This window comes from Humibacillus xanthopallidus, from assembly GCF_006716675.1.
GTDB lineage: Bacteria > Actinomycetota > Actinomycetes > Actinomycetales > Dermatophilaceae > Humibacillus > Humibacillus xanthopallidus_B.
The window spans coordinates 688,045-713,486 of record NZ_VFPM01000002.1 but is presented as its reverse complement, the minus strand read 5'-3'; the positions used below and the strand labels follow the sequence as shown (position 1 = coordinate 713,486).

The 25,442-nt window shown below is 71.6% G+C and carries 21 protein-coding genes; 8 read left to right on the top strand and 13 right to left on the bottom strand.

Annotation, left to right across the window (positions count from 1 at the left end; translation table 11 throughout):
• Positions 1-31: 31 nt before the first annotated feature.
• Positions 32-1,267, bottom strand: coding sequence for an acetyl-CoA acetyltransferase (locus FBY41_RS11235; RefSeq protein ID WP_185749027.1), 1,236 nt, complete (start codon positions 1,265-1,267; stop codon positions 32-34).
• Between the two features lie 165 nt (positions 1,268-1,432).
• On the opposite strand from FBY41_RS11235, the gene FBY41_RS11230 reads away from it, so the two are divergent.
• From FBY41_RS11230 to FBY41_RS11215, 4 genes are read left to right on the top strand one after another with little or no spacing between them, the layout of a single operon-like run.
• Positions 1,433-2,644, top strand: coding sequence for an acetyl-CoA C-acyltransferase (locus FBY41_RS11230; RefSeq protein WP_141844359.1), 1,212 nt, complete (start codon positions 1,433-1,435; stop codon positions 2,642-2,644).
• Positions 2,641-3,576, top strand: a complete 936-nt coding sequence (locus FBY41_RS11225; RefSeq protein ID WP_141844358.1) for an SDR family NAD(P)-dependent oxidoreductase — start codon at positions 2,641-2,643, stop codon at positions 3,574-3,576. The genes FBY41_RS11230 and FBY41_RS11225 overlap by 4 nt, the downstream gene beginning before the upstream one ends.
• Positions 3,573-4,403, top strand: a complete 831-nt coding sequence (locus FBY41_RS11220; RefSeq protein ID WP_141844357.1) for a DUF1295 domain-containing protein — start codon at positions 3,573-3,575, stop codon at positions 4,401-4,403. The genes FBY41_RS11225 and FBY41_RS11220 overlap by 4 nt, the downstream gene beginning before the upstream one ends.
• Positions 4,400-5,266 (top strand): acyl-CoA thioesterase, encoded by an 867-nt coding sequence (locus FBY41_RS11215; RefSeq protein WP_141844356.1) that lies wholly within the window; start codon positions 4,400-4,402, stop codon positions 5,264-5,266. The genes FBY41_RS11220 and FBY41_RS11215 overlap by 4 nt, the downstream gene beginning before the upstream one ends.
• A gap of 33 nt (positions 5,267-5,299) precedes the next feature.
• On the opposite strand, the gene FBY41_RS11210 is transcribed toward FBY41_RS11215, so the two are convergent.
• On the bottom strand, positions 5,300-6,196 hold the full coding sequence (locus FBY41_RS11210; RefSeq protein ID WP_141844355.1) for a PHP domain-containing protein: 897 nt from the start codon (positions 6,194-6,196) through the stop codon (positions 5,300-5,302).
• Positions 6,197-6,242: 46 nt separating this feature from the next.
• Positions 6,243-8,180, bottom strand: coding sequence for a galactose oxidase-like domain-containing protein (locus FBY41_RS11205; protein WP_185749026.1), 1,938 nt, complete (start codon positions 8,178-8,180; stop codon positions 6,243-6,245).
• Between the two features lie 229 nt (positions 8,181-8,409).
• Here FBY41_RS11205 and FBY41_RS11200 point away from each other — a divergent pair, with 229 nt between their 5' ends.
• Positions 8,410-9,372, top strand: a complete 963-nt coding sequence (locus FBY41_RS11200) for a type IV toxin-antitoxin system AbiEi family antitoxin domain-containing protein (RefSeq protein ID WP_185749025.1) — start codon at positions 8,410-8,412, stop codon at positions 9,370-9,372.
• A 136-nt stretch (positions 9,373-9,508) separates the two neighbouring features.
• Here FBY41_RS11200 and FBY41_RS11195 read toward each other — a convergent pair whose 3' ends face one another.
• Both FBY41_RS11195 and FBY41_RS11190 read right to left on the bottom strand, forming a co-directional pair.
• Positions 9,509-10,036: a MaoC family dehydratase gene (locus FBY41_RS11195; RefSeq protein ID WP_141844352.1), complete on the bottom strand. Its 528-nt coding sequence runs from the start codon at positions 10,034-10,036 to the stop codon at positions 9,509-9,511.
• Positions 10,037-10,119: 83 nt separating this feature from the next.
• A complete protein-coding gene (locus FBY41_RS11190; protein ID WP_260439701.1) occupies positions 10,120-11,679 on the bottom strand; it encodes a threonine/serine ThrE exporter family protein in 1,560 nt (519 codons plus the stop codon).
• Between the two features lie 112 nt (positions 11,680-11,791).
• Between FBY41_RS11190 and FBY41_RS11185 the strand changes: the two genes are divergently transcribed.
• Positions 11,792-13,339, top strand: a complete 1,548-nt coding sequence (locus FBY41_RS11185) for an aminopeptidase P family protein (protein WP_141844351.1) — start codon at positions 11,792-11,794, stop codon at positions 13,337-13,339.
• Between the two features lie 82 nt (positions 13,340-13,421).
• On the opposite strand, the gene FBY41_RS11180 is transcribed toward FBY41_RS11185, so the two are convergent.
• From FBY41_RS11180 to FBY41_RS23950, 4 genes are all read right to left on the bottom strand, one after another.
• Positions 13,422-14,426, bottom strand: coding sequence for a hypothetical protein (locus FBY41_RS11180; protein ID WP_141844350.1), 1,005 nt, complete (start codon positions 14,424-14,426; stop codon positions 13,422-13,424).
• A gap of 180 nt (positions 14,427-14,606) precedes the next feature.
• Complete coding sequence (locus FBY41_RS11175; RefSeq protein ID WP_260439700.1) at positions 14,607-15,176, bottom strand: general stress protein; 570 nt, start codon at positions 15,174-15,176, stop codon at positions 14,607-14,609.
• 48 nt (positions 15,177-15,224) lie between these two features.
• Entirely contained in the window at positions 15,225-16,424 is a 1,200-nt protein-coding gene (locus FBY41_RS11170; protein WP_141844349.1) for an acyl-CoA dehydrogenase family protein, read from the bottom strand.
• Between the two features lie 162 nt (positions 16,425-16,586).
• Positions 16,587-19,238: a DUF7362 domain-containing protein gene (locus FBY41_RS23950; protein ID WP_260439699.1), complete on the bottom strand. Its 2,652-nt coding sequence runs from the start codon at positions 19,236-19,238 to the stop codon at positions 16,587-16,589.
• Positions 19,239-19,494: 256 nt separating this feature from the next.
• Between FBY41_RS23950 and FBY41_RS11155 the strand changes: the two genes are divergently transcribed.
• Positions 19,495-20,400, top strand: coding sequence for a serine protein kinase RIO (locus FBY41_RS11155; RefSeq protein WP_141844348.1), 906 nt, complete (start codon positions 19,495-19,497; stop codon positions 20,398-20,400).
• Between the two features lie 22 nt (positions 20,401-20,422).
• Here FBY41_RS11155 and FBY41_RS11150 read toward each other — a convergent pair whose 3' ends face one another.
• Complete coding sequence (locus FBY41_RS11150; RefSeq protein ID WP_141844347.1) at positions 20,423-21,076, bottom strand: hypothetical protein; 654 nt, start codon at positions 21,074-21,076, stop codon at positions 20,423-20,425.
• A gap of 169 nt (positions 21,077-21,245) precedes the next feature.
• Between FBY41_RS11150 and FBY41_RS11145 the strand changes: the two genes are divergently transcribed.
• Positions 21,246-22,025, top strand: a complete 780-nt coding sequence (locus FBY41_RS11145) for a DinB family protein (protein ID WP_141844346.1) — start codon at positions 21,246-21,248, stop codon at positions 22,023-22,025.
• Here FBY41_RS11145 and FBY41_RS11140 read toward each other — a convergent pair.
• The 3 genes from FBY41_RS11140 to FBY41_RS11130 all read right to left on the bottom strand — a co-directional run bounded on the left by FBY41_RS11140 (position 22,015) and on the right by FBY41_RS11130 (position 25,317).
• Positions 22,015-22,695 (bottom strand): nitroreductase family protein, encoded by a 681-nt coding sequence (locus FBY41_RS11140; RefSeq protein ID WP_221629258.1) that lies wholly within the window; start codon positions 22,693-22,695, stop codon positions 22,015-22,017. The genes FBY41_RS11145 and FBY41_RS11140 overlap by 11 nt on opposite strands.
• Positions 22,696-22,947: 252 nt before the next feature.
• Positions 22,948-24,357, bottom strand: a complete 1,410-nt coding sequence (proS, locus tag FBY41_RS11135) for a proline--tRNA ligase (protein WP_141844344.1) — start codon at positions 24,355-24,357, stop codon at positions 22,948-22,950.
• A 33-nt stretch (positions 24,358-24,390) separates the two neighbouring features.
• A complete protein-coding gene (locus FBY41_RS11130; protein WP_260439698.1) occupies positions 24,391-25,317 on the bottom strand; it encodes an extensin family protein in 927 nt (308 codons plus the stop codon).
• Positions 25,318-25,442 lie beyond the last annotated feature (125 nt).

The following is a 25,442-nucleotide window of genomic DNA, read 5'->3' as shown; positions in this document are numbered from 1 at the left end:
TGGGTGGTTCTCGGTGGGTCGGCTTGCGGCGTCAGGCTGCTGAGCCGACGACGAAGCTGACGGTGGTGGCGGTGCTGCCACCGAAGTTGAGGGTGGCGAAGGTGCGCGCGCCCTCGACCTGGTAGTCGCCCGCCGTGCCGCTCACCTGCTTGGTCGCGTCGAGCAGCATGCGCACCCCGCTCGCACCGACGGGGTGACCGCCGCCGATGAGCCCGCCGCTGGGGTTGATCGGCAGGCGGCCGCCCATCTCGATCTCGCCGTTCTCGATCGCCTTCCACGACTCCCCCGGCCCGGTGAGGCCGATGTGGTCGATCGCGAGGTACTCGCTCGGCGTGAAGCAGTCGTGCGTCTCGAGCCCGTCGAGGTCGTCGAGGCCGACCTGGGCTCGAGCAAAGGCATCGAGGACGGTCTGGCGCACGTGCGGCAGGACGTACGGGTCGTCGGCATCGCGCGCGAGCTTCTGCTGCAGGCCGAGCCCGACAGTGCGATGGCCCCAGCCGAGCACCCGGGCCAGTGGCGTCGCCGACACCTCGGGGTGGGCGCGGCGCCAGGCGTCAGAGACGAGCACGACCCCCGCGCCGCCGTCGGTCACCTGGCTGCAGTCGAAGCGCCGCACCCGTCCTTCGACGACCGGGTTGGTGGCGTCGTCCGAGCCTGCGTCGCCGGTGAGGTCGGGCACCGACCAGCCGCGGGTCTGGGCGTTCGGGTTGCGACGGGCGTTGCCCAGGTTGAGCGACGCGATGGCGCGCAGGTGCGACTCGTCGAGCCCGTAGCGCGCGTCGTAGACGTCGGCGACGTTGCTGAACATGTGCGGCCACATGAAGGTCGCGCTCTCGCCCTCGTGCCCGACCCACGCAGCGGCGCCGAGGTGCCCCGCGGCCTGGTCTCCGGAGACCGTCTTCTCGAGCTCGAGACCGACGACGAGTGCGCTGTCGTAGTTGCCCGCGCGCAGGTCGGCCATCGCCGAGAGGATCGCGATGCCCCCGCTGGCGCAGGCAGCCTCGTGACGCGAGGCGGGCACGCCCCAGAGGTCCTCGCGCACGGTCGCGGGCATCGCGCCGAGCTGGCCCTGGCCCGCAAAGAGCTGACCGAAGGCGTTCCCGACGTGCACGACCCCGATGCCGCGGCCGTCGACGCCGGACGCCTCGAGCGTGCCGTCGACCACCTCACGGGTGAGGTCGGCGTAGTCGAGCCCCTCGCGCGTGAGGTTGCGCGCGAAGTCGCTCTGGTAGCCACCGAGCACCCAGACACCCATCTCGTCCGCCATCGCCGTCTCCTTCGTGGCTCCATCGCCACTCCGCAGCCACACGTGTGGCCACGTCGTCGTCACTTCGTCGTCACTTCGTCGTCAACGTATGCCGTCGGGCTTGTCAACGCCCGGCGCTACGTACTACAACTAGCAGAGTATCCCCCGATCCGTGAAGAGGACAACATGACCGACGCGCTCGTGCTCGACTACGTGCGGACCCCGCGAGGCAAGGGCACGGCGAAGGGCTCGCTGCACGGCCACACCGCCGTCGACCTTGTCGTGCACCTCCAGCAGGCCCTCGTCGAGCGCACCGGGCTGCGACCCGACACGGTCGACGACATCACGCTCGGCTGCGCCACCCAGGTCGACGAGCAGGGGGCCGACATCGCCCGCACCGCCGCGCTGCTCGCCGGCTGGGGTGACGACGTTCCGGGGGCGACGATCAACCGCTTCTGCGCGTCGGGGGTCGATGCCGTCGGCCAGACGGCAGCTCGCGTCCGGGCCGGCGACCTGCGCCTCGCCGTGGCCGGCGGGGTCGAGAGCGTGTCGCGGGTGCCCATGTTCGCCGACCGGGGGCCGCTCTACTGCGACCCGCCCACCACTCGCCGCATCGGCGCCGTCCTCATGGGCATCTCCGCTGACCTCAACGCCACGGTGGAGGGCTTCTCCCGAGAGGAGCTCGACGCGTACGGCCTCGAGACGCAGCTCAAGGCCGCCGCCGCATGGAGTGCCGGCGCCTTCGAGCGATCGGTCGTGCCCCTGCCGGCGACCGCCGAGCGCGGTGGTCTCGACCATGACGAGCTCGTCCGACCCAGCACGACCCTGGAGTCGCTCGCCGCCCTCTCGCCCGCCTTCGCCGAGGCGGGGGCGGCCGGGCAGGACGAGATCGCCCTCGGCGTCTGGAAGGGGATCGACCACATCGACCACCTCCACACGATCGGCACGTCCCCGCAGGTCGCCGACGCGGCGGCACTGCTGCTCATCGGCTCGCCGGAGGCGGCCGAGGCTGCGGGCCTCACGCCCCGGGCCCGCATCGTCGGCGCCGCCTCGACCGCCGTCAACCCGGTCGTCATGCTCACCGCCGGCCAGAGCGCTGTCGAGCAGGTCATCGCGCGGGCAGGCCTCTCTCCCGACGACATCGACGTCTTCGAGTTCGCCGAGGCCTTCTCGGCCCTCTGCCTCCGCTTCCGGCGCGACCTCGGTGCCGGGCCCGATCGCATGAACCCCAACGGGGGCACCATGGCGATGGGCCACGCCTTCGGCGCCACGGGGGCGATCCTCGTCGGCAGCTGCGTCGAGGAGCTCGAGCGCCGGGGCGGGCGCTACGGCGTCGCCGCCGTCAGTGGCGCAGCAGGGCTCGGCGTGGCCGTCCTCGTCGAGCGGGTGACGGCATGACGACCTCGCCCGGCCCCGAGAGCACCGGCGAGCCCGCGCCGGCACGGCCTCTCGAGGGTCGGGTCGCCGTCGTCACCGGCGGCGGCAAGGGGCTGGGTCGCGCCTTTGCCCTCCACCTCGCGCACCTCGGGGCCGCCGTCGTCGTCAACAACCGCAACCGTGAGGTCGACGCCGACGGTCGCGGGCCGGCGGACCACGTCGTCGAGCAGATCCGCGCCTCCGGTGGGCGCGCCGTGGCCGACCACGGCGACGTCGCCGACCCGCTCACCTCGGAGGCGGTCGTCGCCTCGGCGCTCGAGAACTTCGGGCATCTCGACATCTGCGTCACGAGCGCTGCCATCAGCTCTCCACAGATGCTCCACAAGACCACCCCCGAGAACCTCCGCGGGGTGCTCGCCGTCAACGTCATCGGCACCGCCCTCGTCGTCGCCGCCGCCTCGCGCGTCATGCGGGAGGCGGGTCATGGCCGCATCGTCGTGGTCGCCTCGACCGCCGGGCTGCACGGTGAGCCCACCGTGTCGGCGTATGCCGCGAGCAAGGGCGCCGTCATCGCCCTGGCCCGCACGGCTGCCGTCGAGGGCGCTCGCCGCGACGTCCTGTGCAACACCCTCCTCCCCTACGCGACGACCCAGATGACCGACGCGGGCATGGACCCCCGTCACGCCGCCCGCATGACGGCCGACGCGGTCGCCCCAGTCGTCGGCGCGCTCGTCGACCCGACCTCGACCGTCAACGGGCAGGTCATCGTCACCGGCGGAGGCGTCCTGCGTCTCGCACAGAGCGTGGAGCTGGGCACCGTGCACCTGCCCGGCGGCGACCTCGCCCCCCAGGCCCTCGCGAACCTGCTGGCCGAGAGCGCGGCCGGCCCCTTGCACACCTTCACCGAGGCCCAGGCGGCCTTCCAGAACCTGGCATCGGAGGCCGTTTCATGACCGAGTTCCCTTGGGCTGCAGTGGGCCTCAACATCCTCCTCAGCATCATCGCCGTCGCGGCGCTCATGGCCGTCGTCATGGGGGTCTCGATCCGGGCGAAGAACCACTCGCTCATCGACATCTTCTGGGGTCCGGCCTTCGTCGTCGTCGCCGTCGTCTCCTACCTGGCCTCGGCCGGCTCCGTGGGTGACTCGACGCGACGGCTCGTCGTGCTCGTGCTCACGGCGGTCTGGGGTCTGCGGCTCGGGCTCCACATCGGTCGCCGCAACCGCGGCCACGGCGAGGACCCGCGCTACACGGCACTCATGCGCCACCAGACGGGGTCGCTGGTCGGCTACCTCGTACGCAAGGTCTACGGCCTCCAGGGCCTGCTCGTCGTCGTCGTGTCGCTGCCCGTGCAGGTCGCGATGTACGAGTCGGCACCGCTCGGCCTCCTCGGCGGCGTCGGGATCGCCGTGTGGCTCGTCGGGTTCGTCTTCGAGGCCGTTGGCGACCAGCAGCTGACTCGCTTCAAGGCCGACCCCGCCAACGAGGGTCGCATCATGGACCGCGGCCTCTGGGCCTGGACGCGCCACCCCAACTACTTCGGCGACGCCTGCATCTGGGTCGGCCTCTTCCTCCTCGCACTCGGCAGCCCCGTGGGCCTGCTCACCGTCGTCTCACCGATCGTCATGACCACGCTGCTCGTCAGCTACAGCGGCAAGGCCCTTCTCGAGAAGGGCATGCGCCGCAAGCGGGGAGCCGCCTACGACGACTACATCGAGCGCACGAGCGGCTTCTTCCCGCGCCCGCCCCGTCGCTCCGCCCGCACGGAGGGTGCGTCGTGACGCAGCGCGTCGGGGGGCTCGTCGACCTGCTCGACCTCCGCCGGGAGTCGGCGACGACCTGGCTCGGACGCACCGACACCGTGCACCTGCCGCACATCTACGGCGGTCAGCTCGTCGCCCAGTCGGTCATCGCCGCGGGCCGCACCGCGGGCGAGGAGCGCCCGGTCCACTCGATCCACACGACGTTCCTGCGCGCCGGCCGCCCCGGCGAGCCCGTGCGGTTCGTCGCGGAGACCCTTCGCACGGGCGGCCTCATCACGACCCTCGACGTGGGCGCCTGGCAGGGTGAGCGTCTGCTCTGCCGGTCGACCGTCTCGTGCTCCGCCCTCGTCGACGGCCTCGCGCACCAGCGCCCCGCGCCCCCGTCGGCGGGGGCCGAGGCGAGCCCCGACCTGCGTGACGTCGCCGAGGCCACCGGCGGCCTCGGCGACTACTGGGAGGAGTTCGCCGCCATCGAGCTGAGGGTGGATCCCGTTCTGCGAGAGAGACATCCGGCGCACTCTGCGTCGACGCCGACCGGCATCTGGATGCGCTCGCGAGAGCCGCTGCCCGACGACCCCCTCGTGCACCGCGCGACCATGGCCTACGCGAGTGACCTCATGCTCATGTCGACCGCCGTCACGCCGCACGGCCACACGACGGGCCACGAGCGGTCGCTGGCCGCCCGATGGCGCGCCGTGTCGCTCGACCACGCGATCTGGTTCCACCGCGAGGCCCGGGCCGACGCCTGGCTCCTCTTCGACCACACCACCCCGGCAGCGCACGCCTCACGGGCCCTCATCGAGGCGACCGCCTTCGACGGGGGCGGCGCCGAGGTCTGCCACCTCGCGCAGGAGGCACTGATCCGGCCGCACGCCGGATGAGAGCGACCTCCGGCGACGTGGCACCGGCGACCGCTACGGACGCACGACAACGGTCCGGCCCGACGACTCCTGCTCGATCGCGTCGAGCACGTCTGCCCTCGTGGTGCGCTCGCCGAGACGGTTGAGCTTGCCCTCGCCGTGGTAGTCGCTCGAGCCCGTGAGCAGCAGCCCGAGCCGCTCGGCGATCGCCTCTGCCCGCGCGATCTGCTCGGGGCCGTGGTCGCGGTGGTAGGCCTCGAGCCCCGCCAGCCCGGCGGCATACATCTGCTCGATGAGCGCCTCGTCGGCGCCGCGCGAGCGCGTCCGCGTGAAGGGGTGCGCGATGACCGGCACCCCGCCCGCAGCCCGCACGAGCTCGACCGCACGCACGGGGTGCGGCGCGTGGTGCGCGACGTAGTAGGGAGAGTCCTCCGCCAGCCACTCGGCGAAGGCCTCGTCGCGGTGCTCGATGGTGCGGTTCGCGATGAGGGCGTCGGCGATGTGCGGGCGCCCCGCGGTGGCACCGGGGGACACCTGCGCGAGCACCTGCTCGTACGTCAGCGGTATGCCGTCGGCGGCCATCCGCGCGACCATCCGTTCCAGCCGGGTGGCGCGCGACTCCCGGGCGCGGGCGAGCTCGGCCATGAGGGCCTCGTCGCCGGGGTCGGTGAGGTAGCCGAGCAGGTGGATCGAGACCCCACCGACGGCGCATGACACCTCGATGCCCGGCACGAGCGTCACGCCGGTGCGGCGAGCGGCGCGCGCAGCCTCCTCCCACCCGCCGACGGTGTCGTGGTCGGTGATCGCGAGGACGTCGATGCCGGCCGCGGCAGCCGCCTCGACGAGCTCGGTGGGGCTCTCGGTGCCGTCGCTGACGTTGGAGTGCGCGTGCAGGTCGATGACCGGCCCCGGCTCTCGCCCGGTGCCGTGCGCGCTGCGCTCGCTGGTCACGCGCACACTCTAGGACGGGACGAGGCCGTGCAGGCTGTGCTCCCCGTCACCCCACGTGGACGACCCTCGCGACCGACGGGGTCCGGGCACCGTCGAGCACGACCAGCCCGTAGTAGCCCGGGGGCGCGACGTGCGAGTCAGGTGGCGTGCCCACGATGCTGAGGGCCGCGCCGTCCGCGCGGTTGTAGGTGGCGCCCACGGGCAGCTGCACGACGCGCTGGCCGGCGTCGAAGGAGTGGGTCTGCGACCCGAGCGCGACGAGGACGACCTCCGAGGGCGTCCCGACGGTCGGGAGCTGGAAGAGCGCGCCGTACTCCAGCTGCGACGGGGCCGACGCGATCATCGGGCGGGCGCGCGCCAGGTAGTCCGGGGAGTAGATCTGGTACGTCGGCTTCTCGAGCGAGTCCGCCGTCACGACGTCGCGGCCACCGCCGACGAGCACGCGCCCGTCGGGCAGGAGCAGCGCGACCGAGTGGTAGCCGCGGATGACCCCCGAGGCACTCGTGCCCGTCGTCACCGAGAAGCGCGAGAGCGGGTCGACGTACTGCGCCCGCTCGACATCGGTCGCGCCGGTCATGTCGTGGCCGGCGACGAGCAGCACCCGCCCGTCGGCCAGCACGACGGCGTCGGGGTGGTGCCGGTTGATGCCGAGGTCGACCGACGGCCCCCACGTGCCCGTCACAGGATCGAGCACGTCGCCACTGCGTTGGTAGGTGCCCACCATGTCGCCACCCGCGACGAGGATGCTGCCGTTGCGGTAGGCCGCGCCTGCACCGGCGCCGGTGCGGATGGGCAGCATGACGCTCGAGGCACCCCAGCTCGGCTGGTCCGTCGTCCCGTGAGCAGTCCTGCGCGGCAACGTGTTCCACGGCGCGTTCGCGGTGGCAGCCGTGGTCACGGGCGTGCCCGAGTCGGCGAGCATGAGCAGGTCGGACGCGGCTGCGGCATACGGCAGCACGAAGACGCTCGTGTAGTCCCGCGCGTGGATCGCGACGGGCGTCGCGGCGTGGCTCGAGACCAGTGCGCGTTCGCCGGTGTGCGGATCGAGCGTCTCGATGCTGCGGTTGTCGGTGCCTGACGCGTTGGGCGTGATGAGCTCGAGGCCACCGGTCACGAGCATCCGCTTGTCGGGCAGGCGGGTCAGCGTGGGATACCACCGCCCCGCGCTGTCGAGATAGCCGCGACCGACCATCTCGCCCGGCAGACGCTGCCACGTCGTTCCGTCGAAGACGGTCTGGTAGGGCAGCCCCAGCGTGTAGCGCAGCTCGCCCGTCGCCCGGTCGGAGACGATGCGCGTGCCGCCTGCCGTGACGACGCGGCCGGCGTCGTCGAGGGTCGCGCTCGCGCAGTAGAGGTCGTCGTAGAGGCTCGCGTCTCCGTAGGGCGTGCCCGTGTGCTCGACCGGCTCGGTGACCTCGGTGATGACCGTCTCGGCCGGGTGTGCGCTCCCGACGGGCGGCGGCGTGAAGACCCACGACACTCGCCGTGCCCTTGTCGTCGGGGTCGGCGGGTTGCTCTCCCGGGCGATCCCGATGACGTGCACCCGACCGTCGGGCAGCAGCGACGCGTGGATGGGGGAGGCATACCATCCCTCGGCGGTGCGGAAGGTGCCGACGGAGCTCCATGCATCGGCCGCCGTCGGGGTCGTGGCGGCGACCGCCCCCACGGCGGCCGACGGCGACGCGGTCGCCATGGTGGCCGCGTGCGTCGCAGCGCCCTCGGCGGGGCCGGTCGTCGAGTGGCCGCCCTGCCCGCCGCGGGCGGCTGGGCCGTTGCTCCGTGGAGGGCGGCCGGGGACGGTCCCGAGGGTGCCGGCGAGCCGGTCGGACACGGTGGCGTCCTGACCTGCCCCCCGGCTGTCGTGTCCGTGGCCGGCGCCCGTGGGCTCGGTCGACTCGGCGTGCGCGGGCGCGCCCGACAGGGTCACCCCGAGAGCCACCGGCACCAGGGCGATCGCGACCAGACCCCACGGGCGCACCCCCATGCGTTCGAGGGTAGGCACGAACCCTGGGCAATGCGCCCGATTCGCCGGATTTCGGCGCCCGGTGCCCGCAACACACCGAGCAGTCGTCAACCCCCCGAGGTGTGCCACCTGGTGTTGTCGACTGCTCGGTGTGTTCGCGTTTCCACACCCAGGCCGATCCGATCGGGGTCGTCCACAGCGCCGGGCACACGGCTTCCACCGCCGCTGTATGCCGTCCATCCTCCTTCGCATGGACCCTCGACTTCATGCGCTGGCCGGTCGCCAGGACGGCGCCTTCAGCGCGGCGGAGGCGGCAGCGCACGGTGTCGACCACACCGAGCTGCGACGGGCGGTGCGGTCGGGCGAGCTTGTCCGACCGCGCCGGGCGGCCTACGTCGACGGCGTCCGGTGGCGCGATGCCGATCCGGACGAGCGCTTTCGCCTGCTCGTGCGCGCGGTGACCCACACGCGGGAGGGCGACGTCGTCAGCCACCACGCCGCCCTGGCCCTGCACGGACTGCCGTTGTGGGGCCATGACACCGGTCGCGTCGACCTGCTGAGCGAGGTGGCCCAGGTGGTGCGGCGGACGGGGGTGCACCTGCATCCGCGTGGCGGGGTGCGGCCCGTCCACATCGGGTCCCTCGCCGTCGTGCCGGTGGCGAGGGCGATCGTGCGCACTGCCCTGACGATGGGTCGCGACTGCGCTGTCGTGGCCGGTGACGCGGCGCTGCACCGCGAGACGGTCACCGTCGAGGAGCTGCTCGAGGAGGTCGCGCTCATCTCACCGCACGAGGGTCGCGGCAGGGCGCTCGATGCGGTGATGCGGATGGACCCCCTGGCCGAGTCGGTCGGCGAGTCACGAACCCGGCTCATCCTGCAGGACCTCGGACTCTCCTACGAGAGCCAGGTGTGGATCACGGATGCTGCCGGCAACCCCGTGGCCCGCGTCGACTTCCTCGTCGAAGGGGTGGTGCTCGAGTTCGACGGACGCGTCAAGTACCGCGGCGAGGGTGAGAACGCGGCCGAGACCGTCTGGGCCGAGAAGCGGCGTGAGGACGTCATCCGCCGGCTCGGGCACCCCGTCGAGCGGGTCATCTGGGACGAGCTCCCACGCCCCGGCAGGCTCGGCGCCCGCATCAGAGCAGCGAGACCGGCCATCCGCATTCGTCGCGGCGAGCAGCACCGTCCGCCGGTGCCGCCCGACGCCGCCTGAACGCACACCCAGACCGCCGAGCAGCAACACACCGAGCAGTCGCCAACCCCACGAGGTGTGCCACACGGTGTTGGCGACTGCTCGGTGTGTTGCGAGTGGCCGGGGGTGGGCGCCTGCGGCCGGCGACGGGTGGGTGTCAGTCGCGGCCGGGCCAGTTCCGGTCGGGCACCGGCACGGGGCGGCCGGGCTGCTCGCCGCCGCGCGCCTCGAGGTAGTTCTCCTTGGGCACCATGACCTTGCGGCGGAAGATGCACACGACTGTGCCGTCCTGCTTGTAGCCGATCGTCTCGACGTGCACGACGCCGCGGTCGTCCTTGGAGGTCGACTCCCACTTGTCGAGCACCGTCGTCTCGCCGTAGATCGTGTCGCCGTGGAAGGTCGGGGCGACGTGGCGCAGCGACTCGATCTCGAGGTTCGCGATGGCCTTGCCCGACACGTCCGGCACCGACATGCCGAGCAGCAGCGAGTAGACGTAGTTGCCGACGACGACGTTCTGGCCGAACTGCGTCGACCCCGCCGCGTAGTGCGTGTCGAGGTGCAGCGGGTGGTGGTTCATCGTCAGGAGGCAGAAGAGGTGGTCGTCGTACTCCGTCACCGTCTTGCCGGGCCAGTGCTGGTAGACCGCACCGACCTCGAACTCCTCGTAGCTGCGCCCGAACTGCATGCCCACTCCTCGTCCTCGAAGGTCCGGGTGCCAGCCTGCCGCAGGAGGCGCGCTTCGCACACCGGCGTATGCCGTGTGCTTCCTCACGCTCCGCCGCGGACAACGCCGGCGGCCGGCTCGTCAACCGTCTGCGTCATCACCCGCGGAAGGTCGCCGGTGTCGGAGAGCGTCGGCTCGGCGGCCGCCTTCGTCACCGTCGTGCGCGAGGCGGCGGCGGCCGGTCGGGGCCGCTCCCCCGTGCGCTTGGCCTGGAGCAGGCTCGCGAAGTACGTGCCCATGGCCACGCCCGCGGCAAGGGCGAGCCCGGTGCCGAAGGCCTGCGCCAGCGTCGTGAGCCCCGAGGGCACACCGGTCTCGTCGGGACGGCTGACGATCTCGCTGATGCCCTGGTAGGCGAGGCGGCCCGGCAGCAGTGGCACGATCGCGGCCGTCGTCACCGCGAGCGCCGAGAATCCGAGACGACGGGCCACGACGCGCGAGATGAAGCCGACGATGGCTGCGGCGATGGCCGAGGCGGTGATCGTGCCGATGCCCGCCTGCTCACCGAGGGCCAGCGCCAGCCATCCCAGCGCACCCGCGACGCCGGCGGCCAGGACCACTCGGCCCCGCGCGTACGACATGACGGCGAAGGCTGCGGAGATGACGACGGCACAGGCGACCTGGAGGGCGATCGCGTCGGTGAGCCGGGTCTGCGAGGTGATGGCGATCGGGAAGCCGAGCCGCTGGCCGAAGGACAGCACCGTCGAGACCCCGACCGTGATGCCGAGCGTCAGCACGACGACCTCGAAGGCCCGGGCGCCGGCAGTGACGTAGTAGCCCTCGAGCGCGTCCTCGGCGGCGCCGACGACCGAGAGTCCGGCGAGCAGCAGGACGATGCCCGAGGCGACGACGAGTGACGGCGACACGTCGCCGATGATGGTGACGCCGCGCGACTGCAGCACGACGACGAGCGTCGCGACGATGGTCGGGATGGCCGCGCCGACGCTCTGGGCGAAGAAGGAGGCGACCCCTGCGCTGGCGAGCCAGGACATGACCCGCCCCACGACGAGGGCTGTGAGGAAGCTGACGAGGACGATGAAGGGCCCGGCGCCCACGAGCGCTGCGGCGCCGGCGGCCAGCACGCCGCCCGCGCCGGTGACGAGCCACCGCCGGTAGGGGTGCGGCGACGACACGACACCGTCGAAGCGCACGCGGGCGTCGTCGACGGGCAGCGTCTCCTGGGTGAGCGAGACGATGAGCTCGCGCAGTCGCTCCAGCCGGGTGAAGTCCTGTGAGCGGAAGGGCACGATGCGCATGATCGTCATCGGGTCGGCGTGCGGCCCCCGGTGGTAGGACACGGTCACCGACGTGTAGGTGACGTCGACGTGCACAGAGGTCAGCCCGTAGGCCTTCGTGAGCATGAGGACGGTCGCCGTGACGTCGGCGGCGGAGGCGCCGGTGGCGAGCATCGCCACGCCGGCCCGCATCGCGAGGTCGATGACGGCCTGGGCGGTGTCGCGGTCGACCCCGTCGGGGCTCGTCCACATCGGGATCTCGTCGGTCGGTGGACCGCTCGGGCGCATCGCGCGCCGCGTGCTCGAGCGGAGCGACGGCAGCCCCCGCCGCGCTCCCGTCGGCCGGGTCGGTCGGTCGTTGCGGGCCACACCGAGACTGTATGCCGCCCTGCCGACCGGGCGCCCACGACCCTCTCGTCCCACACGCCACAGGGCACAAACCCGCTTCGGCGGCTGGGTCGCTTCGTGACACCATGGCCGGGTGAGCAGCGAAGAGCAGAAGACCTCCCCGAGCCGCAAGCGCCCGACGACCGACGAGTTCCGGGCGTTCGTCGCCACCGGCTGGGCCCCTCGTGACACCGCGGTGACCCCGCGCTCCGAGGCGGCCGACTGGGCCGCCCGGCGCCGTGAGGCGATCAGCGCGGCCTTCCCGGGCGACCGGCTCGTCGTGCCGGCCGGCGGCCTCAAGGTGCGCAGCAACGACTGCGACTACGTCTTCCGTCCGCACAGCGCGTTCGCCCACCTCACGGGGCTCGGCAGCGACCGCGAGCCCGATGCCGTCCTCGTCCTCGAGCCCCGCCTGGGCGAGCAGGGCGAGGCCGCCGACGGTCACGAGGCCGTCCTCTACTTCCGTCCGCTCGCCGACCGCGACACCGAGGAGTTCTTCGGCGACTCGCGCTACGGCGAGTTCTGGGTCGGCGCCCGCCCCACCCTCGCCGACGTCGAGTCCGAGCTGGGCATCTCGGCCCGCCACATCGACGAGTTCGGCGAGGCGGTCGGCAAGAACCTCGACAGTGTGCAGGTCCGGGTCGTGCGCGACGCCGACCCGGAGGTCGCCGCGCTCGTCGACCGGGCCCGCCACGCCGCCGCCGCCTCGACCGACTCCGAGCAGGCGGAGGCCGTCTCCGAGCGTGCGCACGAGGCCGACGAGGAGCTCGCGGCGCGGCTGTCCGTCCTGCGCATGGTCAAGGACGACTGGGAGGTCGAGCAGATGCGCTCGGCCGTCGAGGGCACCCACCGCGGCTTCGACGCCGTCATCGCCGACCTCCCCGAGGCCGTGCGTCGCGGGCGGGGCGAGCGCTGGGTCGAGGGCGTCTTCGGCCTCCACGCCCGCCACCACGGCAACGGCGTCGGCTACGACTCGATCTGCGCGAGCGGCGACCACGCCAACACGCTGCACTGGATCAAGAACACCGGCGACGTCAAGGAAGGCGACCTGCTCCTGCTCGATGCGGGCGTCGAGGTCGACTCCCTCTTCACCGCCGACATCACCCGCACGCTGCCCGTCAGCGGCACCTTCACCGACGCGCAGCGCCGGATCTACGACGCCGTGTATGCCGCCCAGGAGGCGGGCATCGCCGCCTGCCGGCCGGGCAACAGGTTCAGCGACGTGCACGCGGCCGCGATCCGCGTCATCGCCGAGCACCTCCACGAGTGGGGCCTGCTGCCCGAGGGCATCGACGTCGAGGCCACTCTCGACGCCGAGCACGGGCAGTACCACCGCCGCTGGATGGTGCACGGCACGAGCCACCACCTCGGCATCGACGTGCACGACTGCGCCCTCGCGACGCGGGAGCAGTACAACGACGCCATCCTCGAGCCCGGCATGATCATCACGGTCGAGCCCGGCCTCTACTTCAAGGCCGACGACGACCTCGTCCCTGCCGAGCTGCGCGGCAACGGCGTGCGCATCGAGGACGACGTGCTCATCACCGCTGACGGCTGCGAGAACCTCTCGGCCGCCATGCCGCGCACGAGCACCGACGTCGAGGCCTGGATCGCCGGCATCTGGGCGCAGCGCGGGGTCTGATCCTGCAGCGACGCCCACGCCCGATTCGGGACGGCCCTGGCGTGACCGGGACAGGCCGGCTCGGGCCGGGCCGGTCCGGCGCTCAGGGTGAGGAGACCGATCCGTTGGGGTCCGGCCCCGGGATGGGCGGGCTCCACGGGGCGACGAGGTCGACGAGCGGCCCGGCATCGGCCGACTCCAGGCCGCTCCCGAGCACGCCGGGGCTGCACGCGGGGTCCACGCTGATCCGCAGGGCCGGCCCGGCGGCATACCGGAGCACGAGGGTGAAGCGGGCGTCCGTCGAGCCGCCGGCCCCCTCGCAGACGTGGTCGGTGGGACGCGTCGGGAGCGAGCGCAGCAGGTCGACGACCCGCGCGCTGCGCGCGGCGTCGAGAGCCGTCGCATGCCAGGTGCCCTGCGCATCGAGACGACACACGGTCACGACCGGGCTACCCTCCGGCGCGAGCGTACGGTCGTCGTCAAGCCGTCCGAGCCCTCCTGCGTCACAAGGCTTCCCGGTCGCCACGGCCTGCCCGGTCATGGTCGCCGCGAGCGGCACGCCGACGGGATCGCCCGTGACGAAGTCGCCGTTCGTGCCCCTGGAGCAGGCATTGGCGTCGGCCTTGGCCGCGACCCACACGATCGCGTCGCCGTAGGAGGCTCCGACGAGGTATGCCGTCTCGTCACCGGCCATGGCCGTGCACGGACGCTCCCTGCCGTTCCATCGCGAAGCCCAGGTGAGCAGGTCGACGACCGCCCGGCGCTGCGCCCCGTCGAGCACCCTGCGCTCCGACCGCGGGAAGGGCGCGGTGAGCGGGGTCGAGGCCGCGAGCCGCATCGTCGGGTAACCGCAGACCACGAGACTCGCCGGGTCGCGCTCGGGCAGCAGGCGCGCCGCGCCGTCGACACCTTGGGGCTTCTCCGGCACCGTCAGGGCCTCGGCCGACTCGAGCGCCTCTGGGCACTCGAGCCCGCCGTCGGCCGCGAGGCGCTGGGCCGTCACGGGTCGGAGCGGGCCCGTCGAGACGGCTGGCAGGGTCGTCGGACCGTCGCCGGACCCCGGCGGCGTGGGCTGTCCGCAGGCGGCCAGCGCGATGGCCGTGGCCATCGCGACGGCAAGCACGGCCGCCCGAGATGGGGCGTGAGGTCTGAGTGTGCGGCGTGTGTGGCGGCCGCGCGGATGATGCGTGGACATGAGAAACCTCCCTGTGACGATCCTCCACGAGGGAGGACACGCCACAGGGAGGTTTCGGTGCAGATCAGGCGGCCAAGGGCTGGCGGCGTCTCGTCAGACGCCCGGCGGCTGGTAGGAGTCGGGCGGCGGAGGCGTCGTCGGGAGGACCGTCGGCGTCACCGTCGAGCCGAGGCCGGCCGCGGCGAGGATCTCGCGACCCTGCTGGGCGAACTTGTGCTCGCAGAAGACCTCGTAGCGGGTGGCGACGACCTGGGTGACCGACGAGAAGTCGCGCTGTCCCCGGGTGAAGGCGTAGCCGGCCGCAGCCCACACGATGCCGAACAGGCCACCCCACAGCGCGGCGAAGAGCAGCAGGCCGAAGGTGCTCGCCGGCTGGCCGAAGAGGGAGAGGATGAGGCCCACGAAGACACCGAGCCACACGCCGGAGAGCAGGCCACCGAGGATGACCCGCCCCCACGTGAGCCGCGCCGTGACACGCTCGATCTGCTTGAGGTCGGTGCCGACGATGAGGACGTTCTGGACCGGGAACTCCTTGTCCGACAAGGTGTCGACGGCCTTCTGGGCGTCTTCGTACTTCTCGTAGACGCCCAACGAGATCGGGTAGTCGAGGGAGAGCGTGGCGAAGCCGGGCCGTCCCCCTGCTCGGTTTGGTTGCAGGCTCATGGGTCCATCCTCGCATCCCACCCCGAGCAGATCGGGCAGGTGCCCGGCTCAGGTCCTGAGCTTGTAGTCCTCGACGAGGCGACGCCCGATGATCATCCGCTGGATGTCGGCCGTGCCCTCACCGATGAGCAGCATCGGGGCCTCGCGGTAGAGGCGCTCGATCTCGTACTCCTTGGAGTAGCCGTAGCCGCCGTGGATGCGGAAGCTGTCCTCGACGACCTGCGAGCAGTACTCCGACGCAAGGTACTTCGCCATGCCGGCCTCGAGGTCGTTGCGCTCGCCGGAGTCCTTCTTGCGAGCGGCCTTGACCATCATCTCGTGGGCGGCCTCGACCTTGACAGCCATGTCGGCAAGCCGGAAGAGCACCGCCTGGTGCTCGACGATCTTCTTGCCGAAGGTCTCACGCTGCTGGGCATAGGAGACGCCCAGCTCGAAAGCCCTTCTCGCCACACCGCATCCACGCGCGGCCACGTTGACACGGCCGACCTCGACGCCGTCCATCATCTGGTAGAAGCCCTTGCCCGGCTCGCCGCCGAGGATCTGCGCGTCGGTCGTGCGGTGCCCGTCGAGGATGAGCTCCGTCGTGTCGACGCCCTTGTAGCCCATCTTGTCGATCTTGCCGGGCACGGTGACGCCCTGGGCGGTCTCACCGAAGCCGGACTCCTTGTCGATGAGGAAGGTCGTCATGTTGCGGTAGACGGAGTCGGCGCCCGTGTCGGTCTTGACGAGGACGGCCACGAGGTTGGCCGATCCGCCGTTGGTCAGCCACATCTTCTGGCCGTTGATGGTCCACGCGCCGTCGTCGCCCCGGACGGCCTTGGTCTTGATCGCCGACACGTCCGAGCCGCAGCCGGGCTCGCTCATCGAGAAGGCGCCGCGGATCTCGCCCGTCGCCATCTTCGGCAGGTAGTGCTTCTTCTGCTCCTCGGTCCCGTGCTGCAGCACGAGGTAGGTGACGATGAAGTGGGTGTTGATGATGCCGCTGACACTCATCCAGCCGCGGGCGATCTCCTCGACGCACAACGCGTAGGTGAGCAGCGACTCCCCGAGGCCGCCGTACTCCTCGGGGATCATGAGGCCGAAGATCCCCATCTCCTTCATCCCGTCGACGATGGCCTGGGGGTACTCGTCCTTGTGCTCGAGCTCCGTGGCGACGGGGATGATCTGCTCGTCGACGAACTCGCGGACGAGCTTGATGAGCTCGGTCTGCTCCTCGGTGAGGCCGTCGGTCTGCTGGAGTCGGGACATGCTCGGATCGCCACCTTGCGTCGGGCTGGGGGTCAACGGGTGCGCTCGGTCGACGAGGTCGTCCGGTCGCCTCCGCCGAGTATGCCGCCGGGCAGCTCCGTCGGTCAGTGCCCCCGCGTGTGAGGGTCGACACCTGTGGTGTGGCTCACCGCGGCACCCGTCTCACCAGAGCTGGCCGAAGCCCGTCTTCTTGGCCTTGACCGGGCCCTCGAGCGTCGACCGCTGCTCGAAGTCCTCCGCCTTGAGGCCGTTCGTCACGGCCTTGTGCAGGTCGGTCCGCGTGCCGTTCGGGTTCTCCGAGAGGGCCTTGAGGAAGAGGTAGGTGAACGCGCCGTTCGGTCGACCGCCGAACTGCGCGTCGGAGGCGGTCTGGTCGGCTCGGCAGGCCGCGAAGAGCACCGGCTTGGCCTTGGTGCCACGCGACTTCACGAGGGAGAGCAGCGCCTTGCGCTCGACGGCCTCCGGGTGGTTGGCCCGGATCGTGCGCGCCTGGGCCAGGGCCTTCGCCGTGGGCGGCGGCAGGTAGCGCGGCCGCCTTCCCCGCAGCAGGTCGCGCTGGATGTCGTCGAGGTCGCGGGTCCCCGACCCGCTGTGGCACGTGTCGAGCAGCACCTCGACGAGCACCCCCTCCGGGGCCGAGGCGAAAAGCTCGCGCAGCTCGTCGTCGAGGATGACCGTGTCGCGGTCCCAGCCGTCGGTGCCCACCGCGATCTCGTAGCACGCGAAGGCCTCGTCGAGGCCGTCGGGCTCCTTGTCGCCAGGGGCCTCGGTGCCGGGCAGGTCGGGCACCTGGGTGCCGTGCGAGGAGTAGCTGAAGAGGACCTCGTCGCCGGGCTTGGACTTGCGGATCATGCTCGTCAGGGCGTTCATGATCGCTTCCTTCGTCGCGTCGGCGTCTCGCAGCAGGGTGACGTTGCGCGCCTGGAAGCCGTTCTTCTTCAGCGTCGCCGCGATGTCCTCGGCGTCGTTGACACAGCCGTTCAGCCAGCTGCTCTGGGGCAGCGTCTTGAACTCGTTGATCCCCACGCACAGGGCTCTGCTCGTCATGGCTCGTCCTCTCTCGGTAACGCTGGGCTGGCGGGTGGTGCGGCTGCTCCGCCGGACACGGCCGGTGGTCGTGGTCGTCGTGGCCTTCGTGGTGGCCTTCGTGGTGGCCTTCGTGGTGGCCTTCGTGGTGGCCTCCCTCGTGGCCTCGGGGGCGGCCTCGGCGCTGACCCCGGCGCCCGTGCCGAGCGGCAGCCAGCCGGCCATGGCGTCGATGACGCGCAGCTGGCTGAAGTAGTTCGTGTGATAGACCTCGTCGTTCGTGCCGAGGGCGAGCGAGTCCTTGACGTAGCCACCCGAGGGCGGCCCGATGGCAGACATCGAGGCCGTGTCGACGACGAGGTCGTTGTCACCCTTGAACAGCCCGTCGACGAAGCCTTCGCCGAGCCGCACCGCCAGCTCCTTGGGAAACTCCGGTGGCCGGTGGCTCCCGTCGAGCAGGCTGACGTGGAAGTTCGAGGAGACGACGTGCCAGTTCGCGCCCGGTCCGGGCTGGCCGGGCTGGTCGCCGTTGAGGTCGGTGACGAACGGGCCGCCGGGGATCATCGCAGCGAGGCCCGGCACGTCATCACCGTCCGCGACATAGGAGACGAGGTACTTCACGAGTGCCCCGATACCGCGCACGACGCCACCGACGACGGCAGCGACCGGACCGCCGCCCGGCAGCATCGCCAGTCCGGTGGCGCCGACCGTGACGAGGTTGGTGTACAGGTCGACGAGATCGTGCCACCGTGCGGGGTCTGCCAGGTGCGTGCCGCCGTTGGTCGCCGCGACGAAGACGATGTTGTCGACGGTCGCCGGCCAGTTGGACTGCGGCAGAAGGGCTTCGACGAAGGACCGCGTCACGAGTCCGCCGCGGCTGTGGGTGATGACGTCGATCGTGAGGTTGGTGCCCGGGTGCTGGCGGCGCAGCTCGGCAAGGAGGTCGCCCGCGTTCTGCTTGGGGTCGACGCTGAGGGTCCGGTGGTCGTAGCCCACGACCGCGTCGTAGGCGGAGAGCACCGACGGCAGGAAGCCTCCGGCGCCCGGCACGAGCCCCATCGCGGCGAACGCACCCACGGTCGAGGAGAAGGTGCCGTGGACGAGCAGCAGGAGCCGCACCGGCCGGTCCGTCGGCAGCGACAGCGTGTCGCCCGCGTTCAGCGGCCGCCAGGACGCTGCGGCTGGGCCGGCGACGTGGACCAGACCCGGTCGGACGGACTCCTCGAGCTTGCGCACGACACCACCGACGACGAGGGGGGCTGCGAAGCGCAGCACGATCGCTTGCACCGCGCCGTGGACGAGGTCACCGAGCAGCCCACGGTCGTGGGGCTGCTCGGCGCTCAGAGCGCGAGCGCGGCGAGTGGCCCGGGCGCTTGAGGACGTCGGCCTCCGTGGCTGCACGTCGATCTCGAAGGTCAGGGTGCGGGCGTCGAGCGACCTCGTGCCGCCCGTCGGCCGCAGCGGCAGGTGCCACGAGTAGACACCGTCCCGCTCGAGCAGGACGACAGCGTCGTCGGTCGGCGCCACGTCGACGTCGAGGCTGACGGTGCCGCGGCGATTCGCGGGGCCGGGCGACTCGAGGTCGCGGCTGCGCCGAGGTGTGAGGTCGATGCGGTCGACGACCTCGAAGTCACTCTCGCCCAACGCGGCGAGCAGAGCGGATTTGGCTGCGGCGTGGCCGGTTCCGTCGCCGAGGTCGCGGTCGCCCCGGTCGCTGGCCGGGGTGGCCTCGTAGCTGCCGGGGGTGCGCACGCGCACAGCTCCCCCACCAAAGGACGCGGACGGCATACCCCACTCCCCTCCGACAGACCGACGACGGTTCGTCTCCCTGCCACGGTAGAGCCGCGGGCGGGTGCAGTGATACGGATTGCCGCAAAGTGACGGCCCCGAGGGCGCGGATATTCGGTTGCGCCGCCCGGCGGGCATCGGGGATCGTCGGGGACGACCGCGAAGCCACAGGGCCTCGCACCGGACCCGAGGAGGGTGACATGTCGATGACGGCCCCGGGCATGCCAGCCCACATCACTTCTTCCTTGGAGTTCCCTTGTCATTCAATGCATTCCACGATGACGACGAGGTCCGCACCTCTCGTCTGAACGACCGGCGGCTGTCCGCGCTCGAGAGCGAGCCCTACGCCGTCGACTCCCAGCCGGACGGCCCGCCCGAGGGTGAGCGCTGGTCGAGCTGGGACGGTGCCACCCACGGGCCGAAGCCACGCCCCGACTGGGTGATCACCGACCTCGGTGCCGTCGAGAGCGATCTCGGCGTGCTCAAGACGGGCAAGGAGGCCGACGTCCACCTCGTGCGCCGGTGGCTGCCCGGCGTGCCGGAGCGCGACGTCCTCATGGCCGGCAAGCGCTACCGGTCGAGCAAGCACCGGATGTTCCACCGCGACGCGGGCTACCTCGAGGGGCGGCGGGTGCGGAAGTCGCGTGAGAACCGTGCCATGCGCACCCGCACCGCATACGGCAAGGAGCTCATCAGTGGGCTCTGGGCGTTCGCGGAGTTCGAGACGCTCGTGCGCCTGTGGGAGGCAGGTCTACCGGTGCCCTACCCCGTGCAGCTGTCCGAGGACGAGATGCTGATGGAGTTCATCGGCGCTCCCGACGGCAGTGCGGCGCCTCGCCTCTCGCAGACCCGGCCCGGGAGCGAGGTGCTGCCCTTGCTCTTCGAGCAGCTGCGCGAGGCGATGGTCCACCTGGCGGAGCTCGGCTGGGCCCACGGTGACCTGTCGCCCTACAACGTGCTCCTCGAGGGAGAGGGCGACGCGTCCCGTCTCGTCATCATCGACTGGCCGCAGATCGTCGACGTCATCGGCAACCCGCACGGGCCGGAGTTCCTCGAGCGCGACGCCCACAACATGGCCCAGTGGTTCACGAGGCGGGGGTATGCCGTCGACGACGGCCTGCTGTTCGGTGACCTCATGGCCGCGGCCACGTCGCGCTGGTAGTCCGGCGGTGCCGGTCCGCCGCTCACACCGCGGGCGGCCGCGTGAGCGGCTCGCCGGACGGCGCCGGCCAGGGAGCCGGCGGCGTCGTTGCCGGCAGGTCGTTCGCCTCCGCCTGGGCACCTCTCTCCAGCCTTCGCGCCCACATGTGCAGCAGGAGCGCAGGAACGACGTTGAAGGGAAGCAGGATGATGGCGGTGACCACGCCCACGGCCGTAGCACCTTGCGCCTCGTCGGCGGTGAGGGCGAACGACACGTACAGGGCGGACACCGCGAGCGCGTAGACGAGAGCGCAGTAGTAGAACGCGCGAACCACCCGGGCCGCTGGACGGCACAGGGGAATGAGGAAGGTGGCCTTGACCACCCTCGACCAGTCTGGCCGGGCGTCGCTCTGCTGCTCATCGCCCGCCGCAGCCATCATGATCCGGTAGGAAGCCTCCAGATCACTGGTGGCGCGCGCCTTGACAGCCGCCTCCTCTGTGGGCGGGACGTCCAGCTTCTCGAAGGCAGCCAGATAGCTGGCAATGAACGCCACGGTCTCGCCCGCAACGCGCATGTCCCTCTCGCGAGAGCCATGACTGCGGCGCTGTTCGAGCAGGCTCTTGAGGGCGATGCCGACGGCGGCCAGCAGCGCCGTGCACGCTGGACCGATGATCGCGGCGACGATCTGGGGTTCCATGTCTCAGCCCGTCCACTCGGCCGGTTCGGAGTGTGAGTCCCTCTTCAGAGGCCGGCGGCAGTCACGAGATACACGACCGAGAACGTCATCAGGCCCTCTGCCAGCCGGAGCCAGACGTGCCGGCGACCGACGCAACCGTCGTGTCAGCCCTCGCCACTACATTCGCAGAATGGCTGACTTCAACGGTGACGACCTGAGCAGGTCCCGGTTCGTGCGGGCCCTGCTCACCGACTCGGAGTTCGTGGACACCGACTTCTCGCGGTCGTGGTTCCGCGGGGTCGAGATGCACGACGTCGTCATGCGCGGGGTCGAGCTCTGCGACGTCCGCATCGACGGCGAGTTCGAGCGCCTCGTCCTCAACGGCGTCGATGTGGCGCCGCTCGTCGAGGCCGAGCTCGACCGGCGCGAGCCCGAGCGAGCCAAGATGAGGCCGGTCGACCCGGCCGGTTTCCGTGAGGCCTGGCAGATCGTCGAACGCCGCTGGGCCTCGACGGTCGAGCGCGCCCGAGGTCTCGATCCGCAGCTGCTCCACGAGTCGGTGGACGGCGAGTGGTCGTTCATCGAGACGCTGCGCCACCTCGCGTTCGCCACCGACGCGTGGGTGAGTCGGGCGATCCTCGGCAACCCGACGCCCTGGCACCCGCTCGAGCTGCCGTGGGACGGCATGCCCGACACGCCGGGCATCCCGCGCGACCGCGCGGTCCGGCCCTCGCTCGACGAGGTCCTCGCCGTGCGACACGACCGCATGGCTGTCGTGCGGTCGGTGATCGAGAGCCTCACCGACGAGTCGCTCGCCGCGCGCACCGAGCCGGTCGCGGGTGACAGCTGGCCCCCGTCGCGCAGCTTCGAGGTGCGCCAGTGCCTGCTCATCGTGCTCAACGAGGAGTGGCACCACCGGCAGTTCGCCGAGCGTGACCTGGCGGTGCTCGAGGCGCGGGTCAGTCGGTGAGGAAGTCGGCGGCGTGACCGAACTTGCCCGAATGGACGAACGCCTCGAGTGGCAGCCGTGAGCGCGGGAGTCTCGACCGCGCCCTGAGCCACTCGGGCAGGGCGTCGTCGGCGCCGGCCTCGGCGGGCAGCCCGAGCGCGATGCCGGTCGTCACCGCCCAGTGGGGTGGCACGTCGAAACGCTCTGCGGCGGCTCGGTGGTCGAAGCCGCCGAACTGGCGCACCTGCAGCCCCATCGAGCGCGCCTGCACGGTGATGTGGGCGACCGCCTGGCCGAGGTCGAACATCGCGTAGTCGCTGTAGGCGATCTCATGGTCCTCGTCGGTCGCCACCTGGTGGAGGGTGAGGATGATCGCGGATGCCGCCGGCGCCCAGACCTGGTTGGCCGAGGAGAGCACCTCGACCATGGCGGCGTGCGTCTCGTCCCCGCGCAGGCCGACGATGAAGCCCCATGGCTGCGAGTTGCCTGCCGACGGCGCCCACCGGGCAGCCTCGAGGATGGCGCGCAGGGCAGGAGTCGACAGCACGTGGGTGCGGTCGTAGATCATGACGCTCTCGCGCTCGCGCAGCAGCGGCGTGAGCACGTCCGGCTGGGCCGACGACGCCGTGGCCGTATGCCGTCCGGGGGTCACCGTCTCGTCGCTCACGTCGCGCTCACCGTCCTCACGCACCCCACAACCATGCCCGACGCACGTCTCTTCCCGACAACCGGTGTCAGCAACGCCACGCCCCATCGACAGAGCACTCCGTCCGGCTTTCGCCCGCGATCGCCGCCCCGCGGCGTGGCGACGAAGTGCTCTCTCGATTGCCGGTGAACACTGCACCTACGCTCCCCCAATCGAAAGAGCAGTCCGTCCGGCCTTCGCCCGCGATCCCCGCCCAGCGGCAAACCGACGAAGTGCTCTCTCGATTGGTGGGGGGGGTCAGTAGGCGCGGCCGATGACCGCGATGACGTCGGGGTCGTCCTCTGCCTGGGGCACCGAGCCGTCGGGCAGGGTCAGGCACCGGACGGTGACGCCCGTCTCCGCGAGGCTGGCCTCTCCCTCCGGCCCGAGGCTCGCCCAAGGCATGAGGGCCCAGCCCGTGCGGGTCGCCTCGGCGGCTTCGTCGATCGTGGCGACCGTGGTCGTGCGGGCATCCCGATGAGCGAGCGCGGCGGCATACAGCGCCTCGTGGTCGTCGTCGAGCGACCCGGCCACGACGTCGGCGACCCCGCCGAGAGGCACCGACGTCTTGCCCCCGGCGATGCGGCGCACGACGGTGACCGCCCCCTCGGCAAGATCCCGGGGGCCGACCTCGACGCGGACGGGGATGCCCTTGAGCTCCGCGTCGACGGCCCGCCGCCCGAACGGGGTGTCGACCCTCGCGTCGAGCTCGGCACGCACTCCGCGGGCGAGGAGGTCGGAGACCACCTGACGAGCCGCCGCCTCCACACCCTCTCCGGCCTTGACGACCATGACGAGCGCCTGGACGGGCGCCAGCCGCGGCGGCACCCGCAGCCCGAAGTCGTCGCCGTGGCACATGATGAGCCCGCCGATCATGCGGGTCGAGCTGCCCCACGACGTCGTCCAGCACAGCTCCTGCCGGCCGTGCTCGGAGAGGTAGGAGATGTCGAACGCGCGGGCGAAGTTCTGGCCGAGCTCGTGGCTCGTGCCCATCTGGAGGGCCTTGCCGTCACGCATCATCGCCTCGAGGGCCAGGGTGTTGGTCGCGCCGGCGAAGCGCTCGCGAGCCGTCTTCCGGCCGAGGACGACGGGCATCGCGAGCAGGTCGCGCATGAAGGCGGCATAGACGTCCTCGTGGATCCGCTTCGCGTAGCGGCGAGCGCCCTCCTCGGTGGCGTGGGCCGTGTGCCCCTCCTGCCAGAGGAACTCGCTCGTGCGCAGGAAGATGCGGGGCCGCAGCTCCCAGCGCACGACGTTGGCCCACTGGTTGAGCAGCAGCGGCAGGTCACGGTAGCTCTGCGTCCACTTGGCCATGAACTCGCCGATGACGGTCTCGGACGTCGGCCGCACGATGACGGGCTCCTCGAGCTCCTTGCCTCCGGCATGCGTCACGACCGCCAGCTCCGGGCTGAAACCCTCGACGTGCTCCGCCTCGCGGGTCAGGTACGACTCGGGGATGAAGAGCGGGAAGTACGCGTTGCGCGCGCCAGCCTCCTTGATCCGCCGGTCCATGTCGGCCTGCATCCGCTCCCAGATGGAGTAGCCGTACGGTCGGATGACCATCGTGCCGCGCACCGGGCCGTTGTCGGCGAGCTCCGCCTTGGCGACGACGTCCTGGTACCAGCGGGGGAAGTCCTCCGCCTGCGGGGTGAGCACGCTCTTGGGCATGCGCTCGATCCTAGGGTCGCGCCCGCGCGTGCCTCACGCCCTTTGCATCGTGGCCACCATGAAGGCCTGCCACGCCTCGCGGCTCTCGGCGAGCTCGCCGGGGCCACCCGCCTGCTCGAGGATGCGCGTCGTCGCATCGCGCGTCACGTCGTCGTAGTCACCGGTGATCTGCACCTCGGTGCGGCCCCACACGTGCCGGCACATCGCCTGCACCGCCTGCACCTGCGCGTTCGACCGCTGGATGAGGCGCGGCTGCTCCGGCCCGAAGCGACCGATGTCGACGTGGATGTGGTTGGCGTGGGCATCGTCGAACAGGTACGTCAGCACGTCGGCGAACTCGTGGTGCAGTCCCGCGGCCGTGCGCCAGTAGAGCGCGAGACGGCGCCGCAGCTCCGACGCAGGCGCGTCCCGCCAGAGGTCGTGTCGCAGCGACACGAGGTCCTTGCCGTCGGCGCGCAACCGCGCGATGTCGATGGCCTCGCCCGAGCTGTGCCACGACGTCGACGATCCTCGGACCCACGCTCCGTAGGAGCGGAGCTCATCCGGGACCTGACCGATGTGCTTGCGGTGCAGTGCGATCCACCGGTCGAGCCGCTTCCCGAAGGCCTCGGTGACGTAGTAGGCGGAGCGGCGTCCGTTCACCTCGTAGACGTAGGCCGCGGTGCCGACGGCTCGCCTCGACTGCAGCTCGGTGTAGTCGACGGGAGCCGGGTCGATGCGCAGCTCCCGCGGAGCAGGGGCAGACAGGCCCGACAGCCCCGGCACGTCGGGCAGCGAGGGTATGCCGCCCGCTTGCGTCACGGCATACGTGCCCCCGGCGGCGGCGACGCCGAGCGCGCCGAGGGTCAGGAGGCGACGGCGCGTCATCGGGCGCGAGTCGGTCTGCCGCGGCCCGTCGGTCGGCCGCGGGCCGTCGGCCGTGCGCGGGCCCTCCGGTGCGCGGCGCTCCGTGTCCTCCATGTCGGGTCCAACGCCCGAGGCCCGCGCCCTGATCCCACAGGTCCTGCCTCATTGCTGCGCGCCCGCGACGGAACTCGGTGGACCCGACGCGACAACCATGGACGATCTGCGGCAGACAGGGGCCG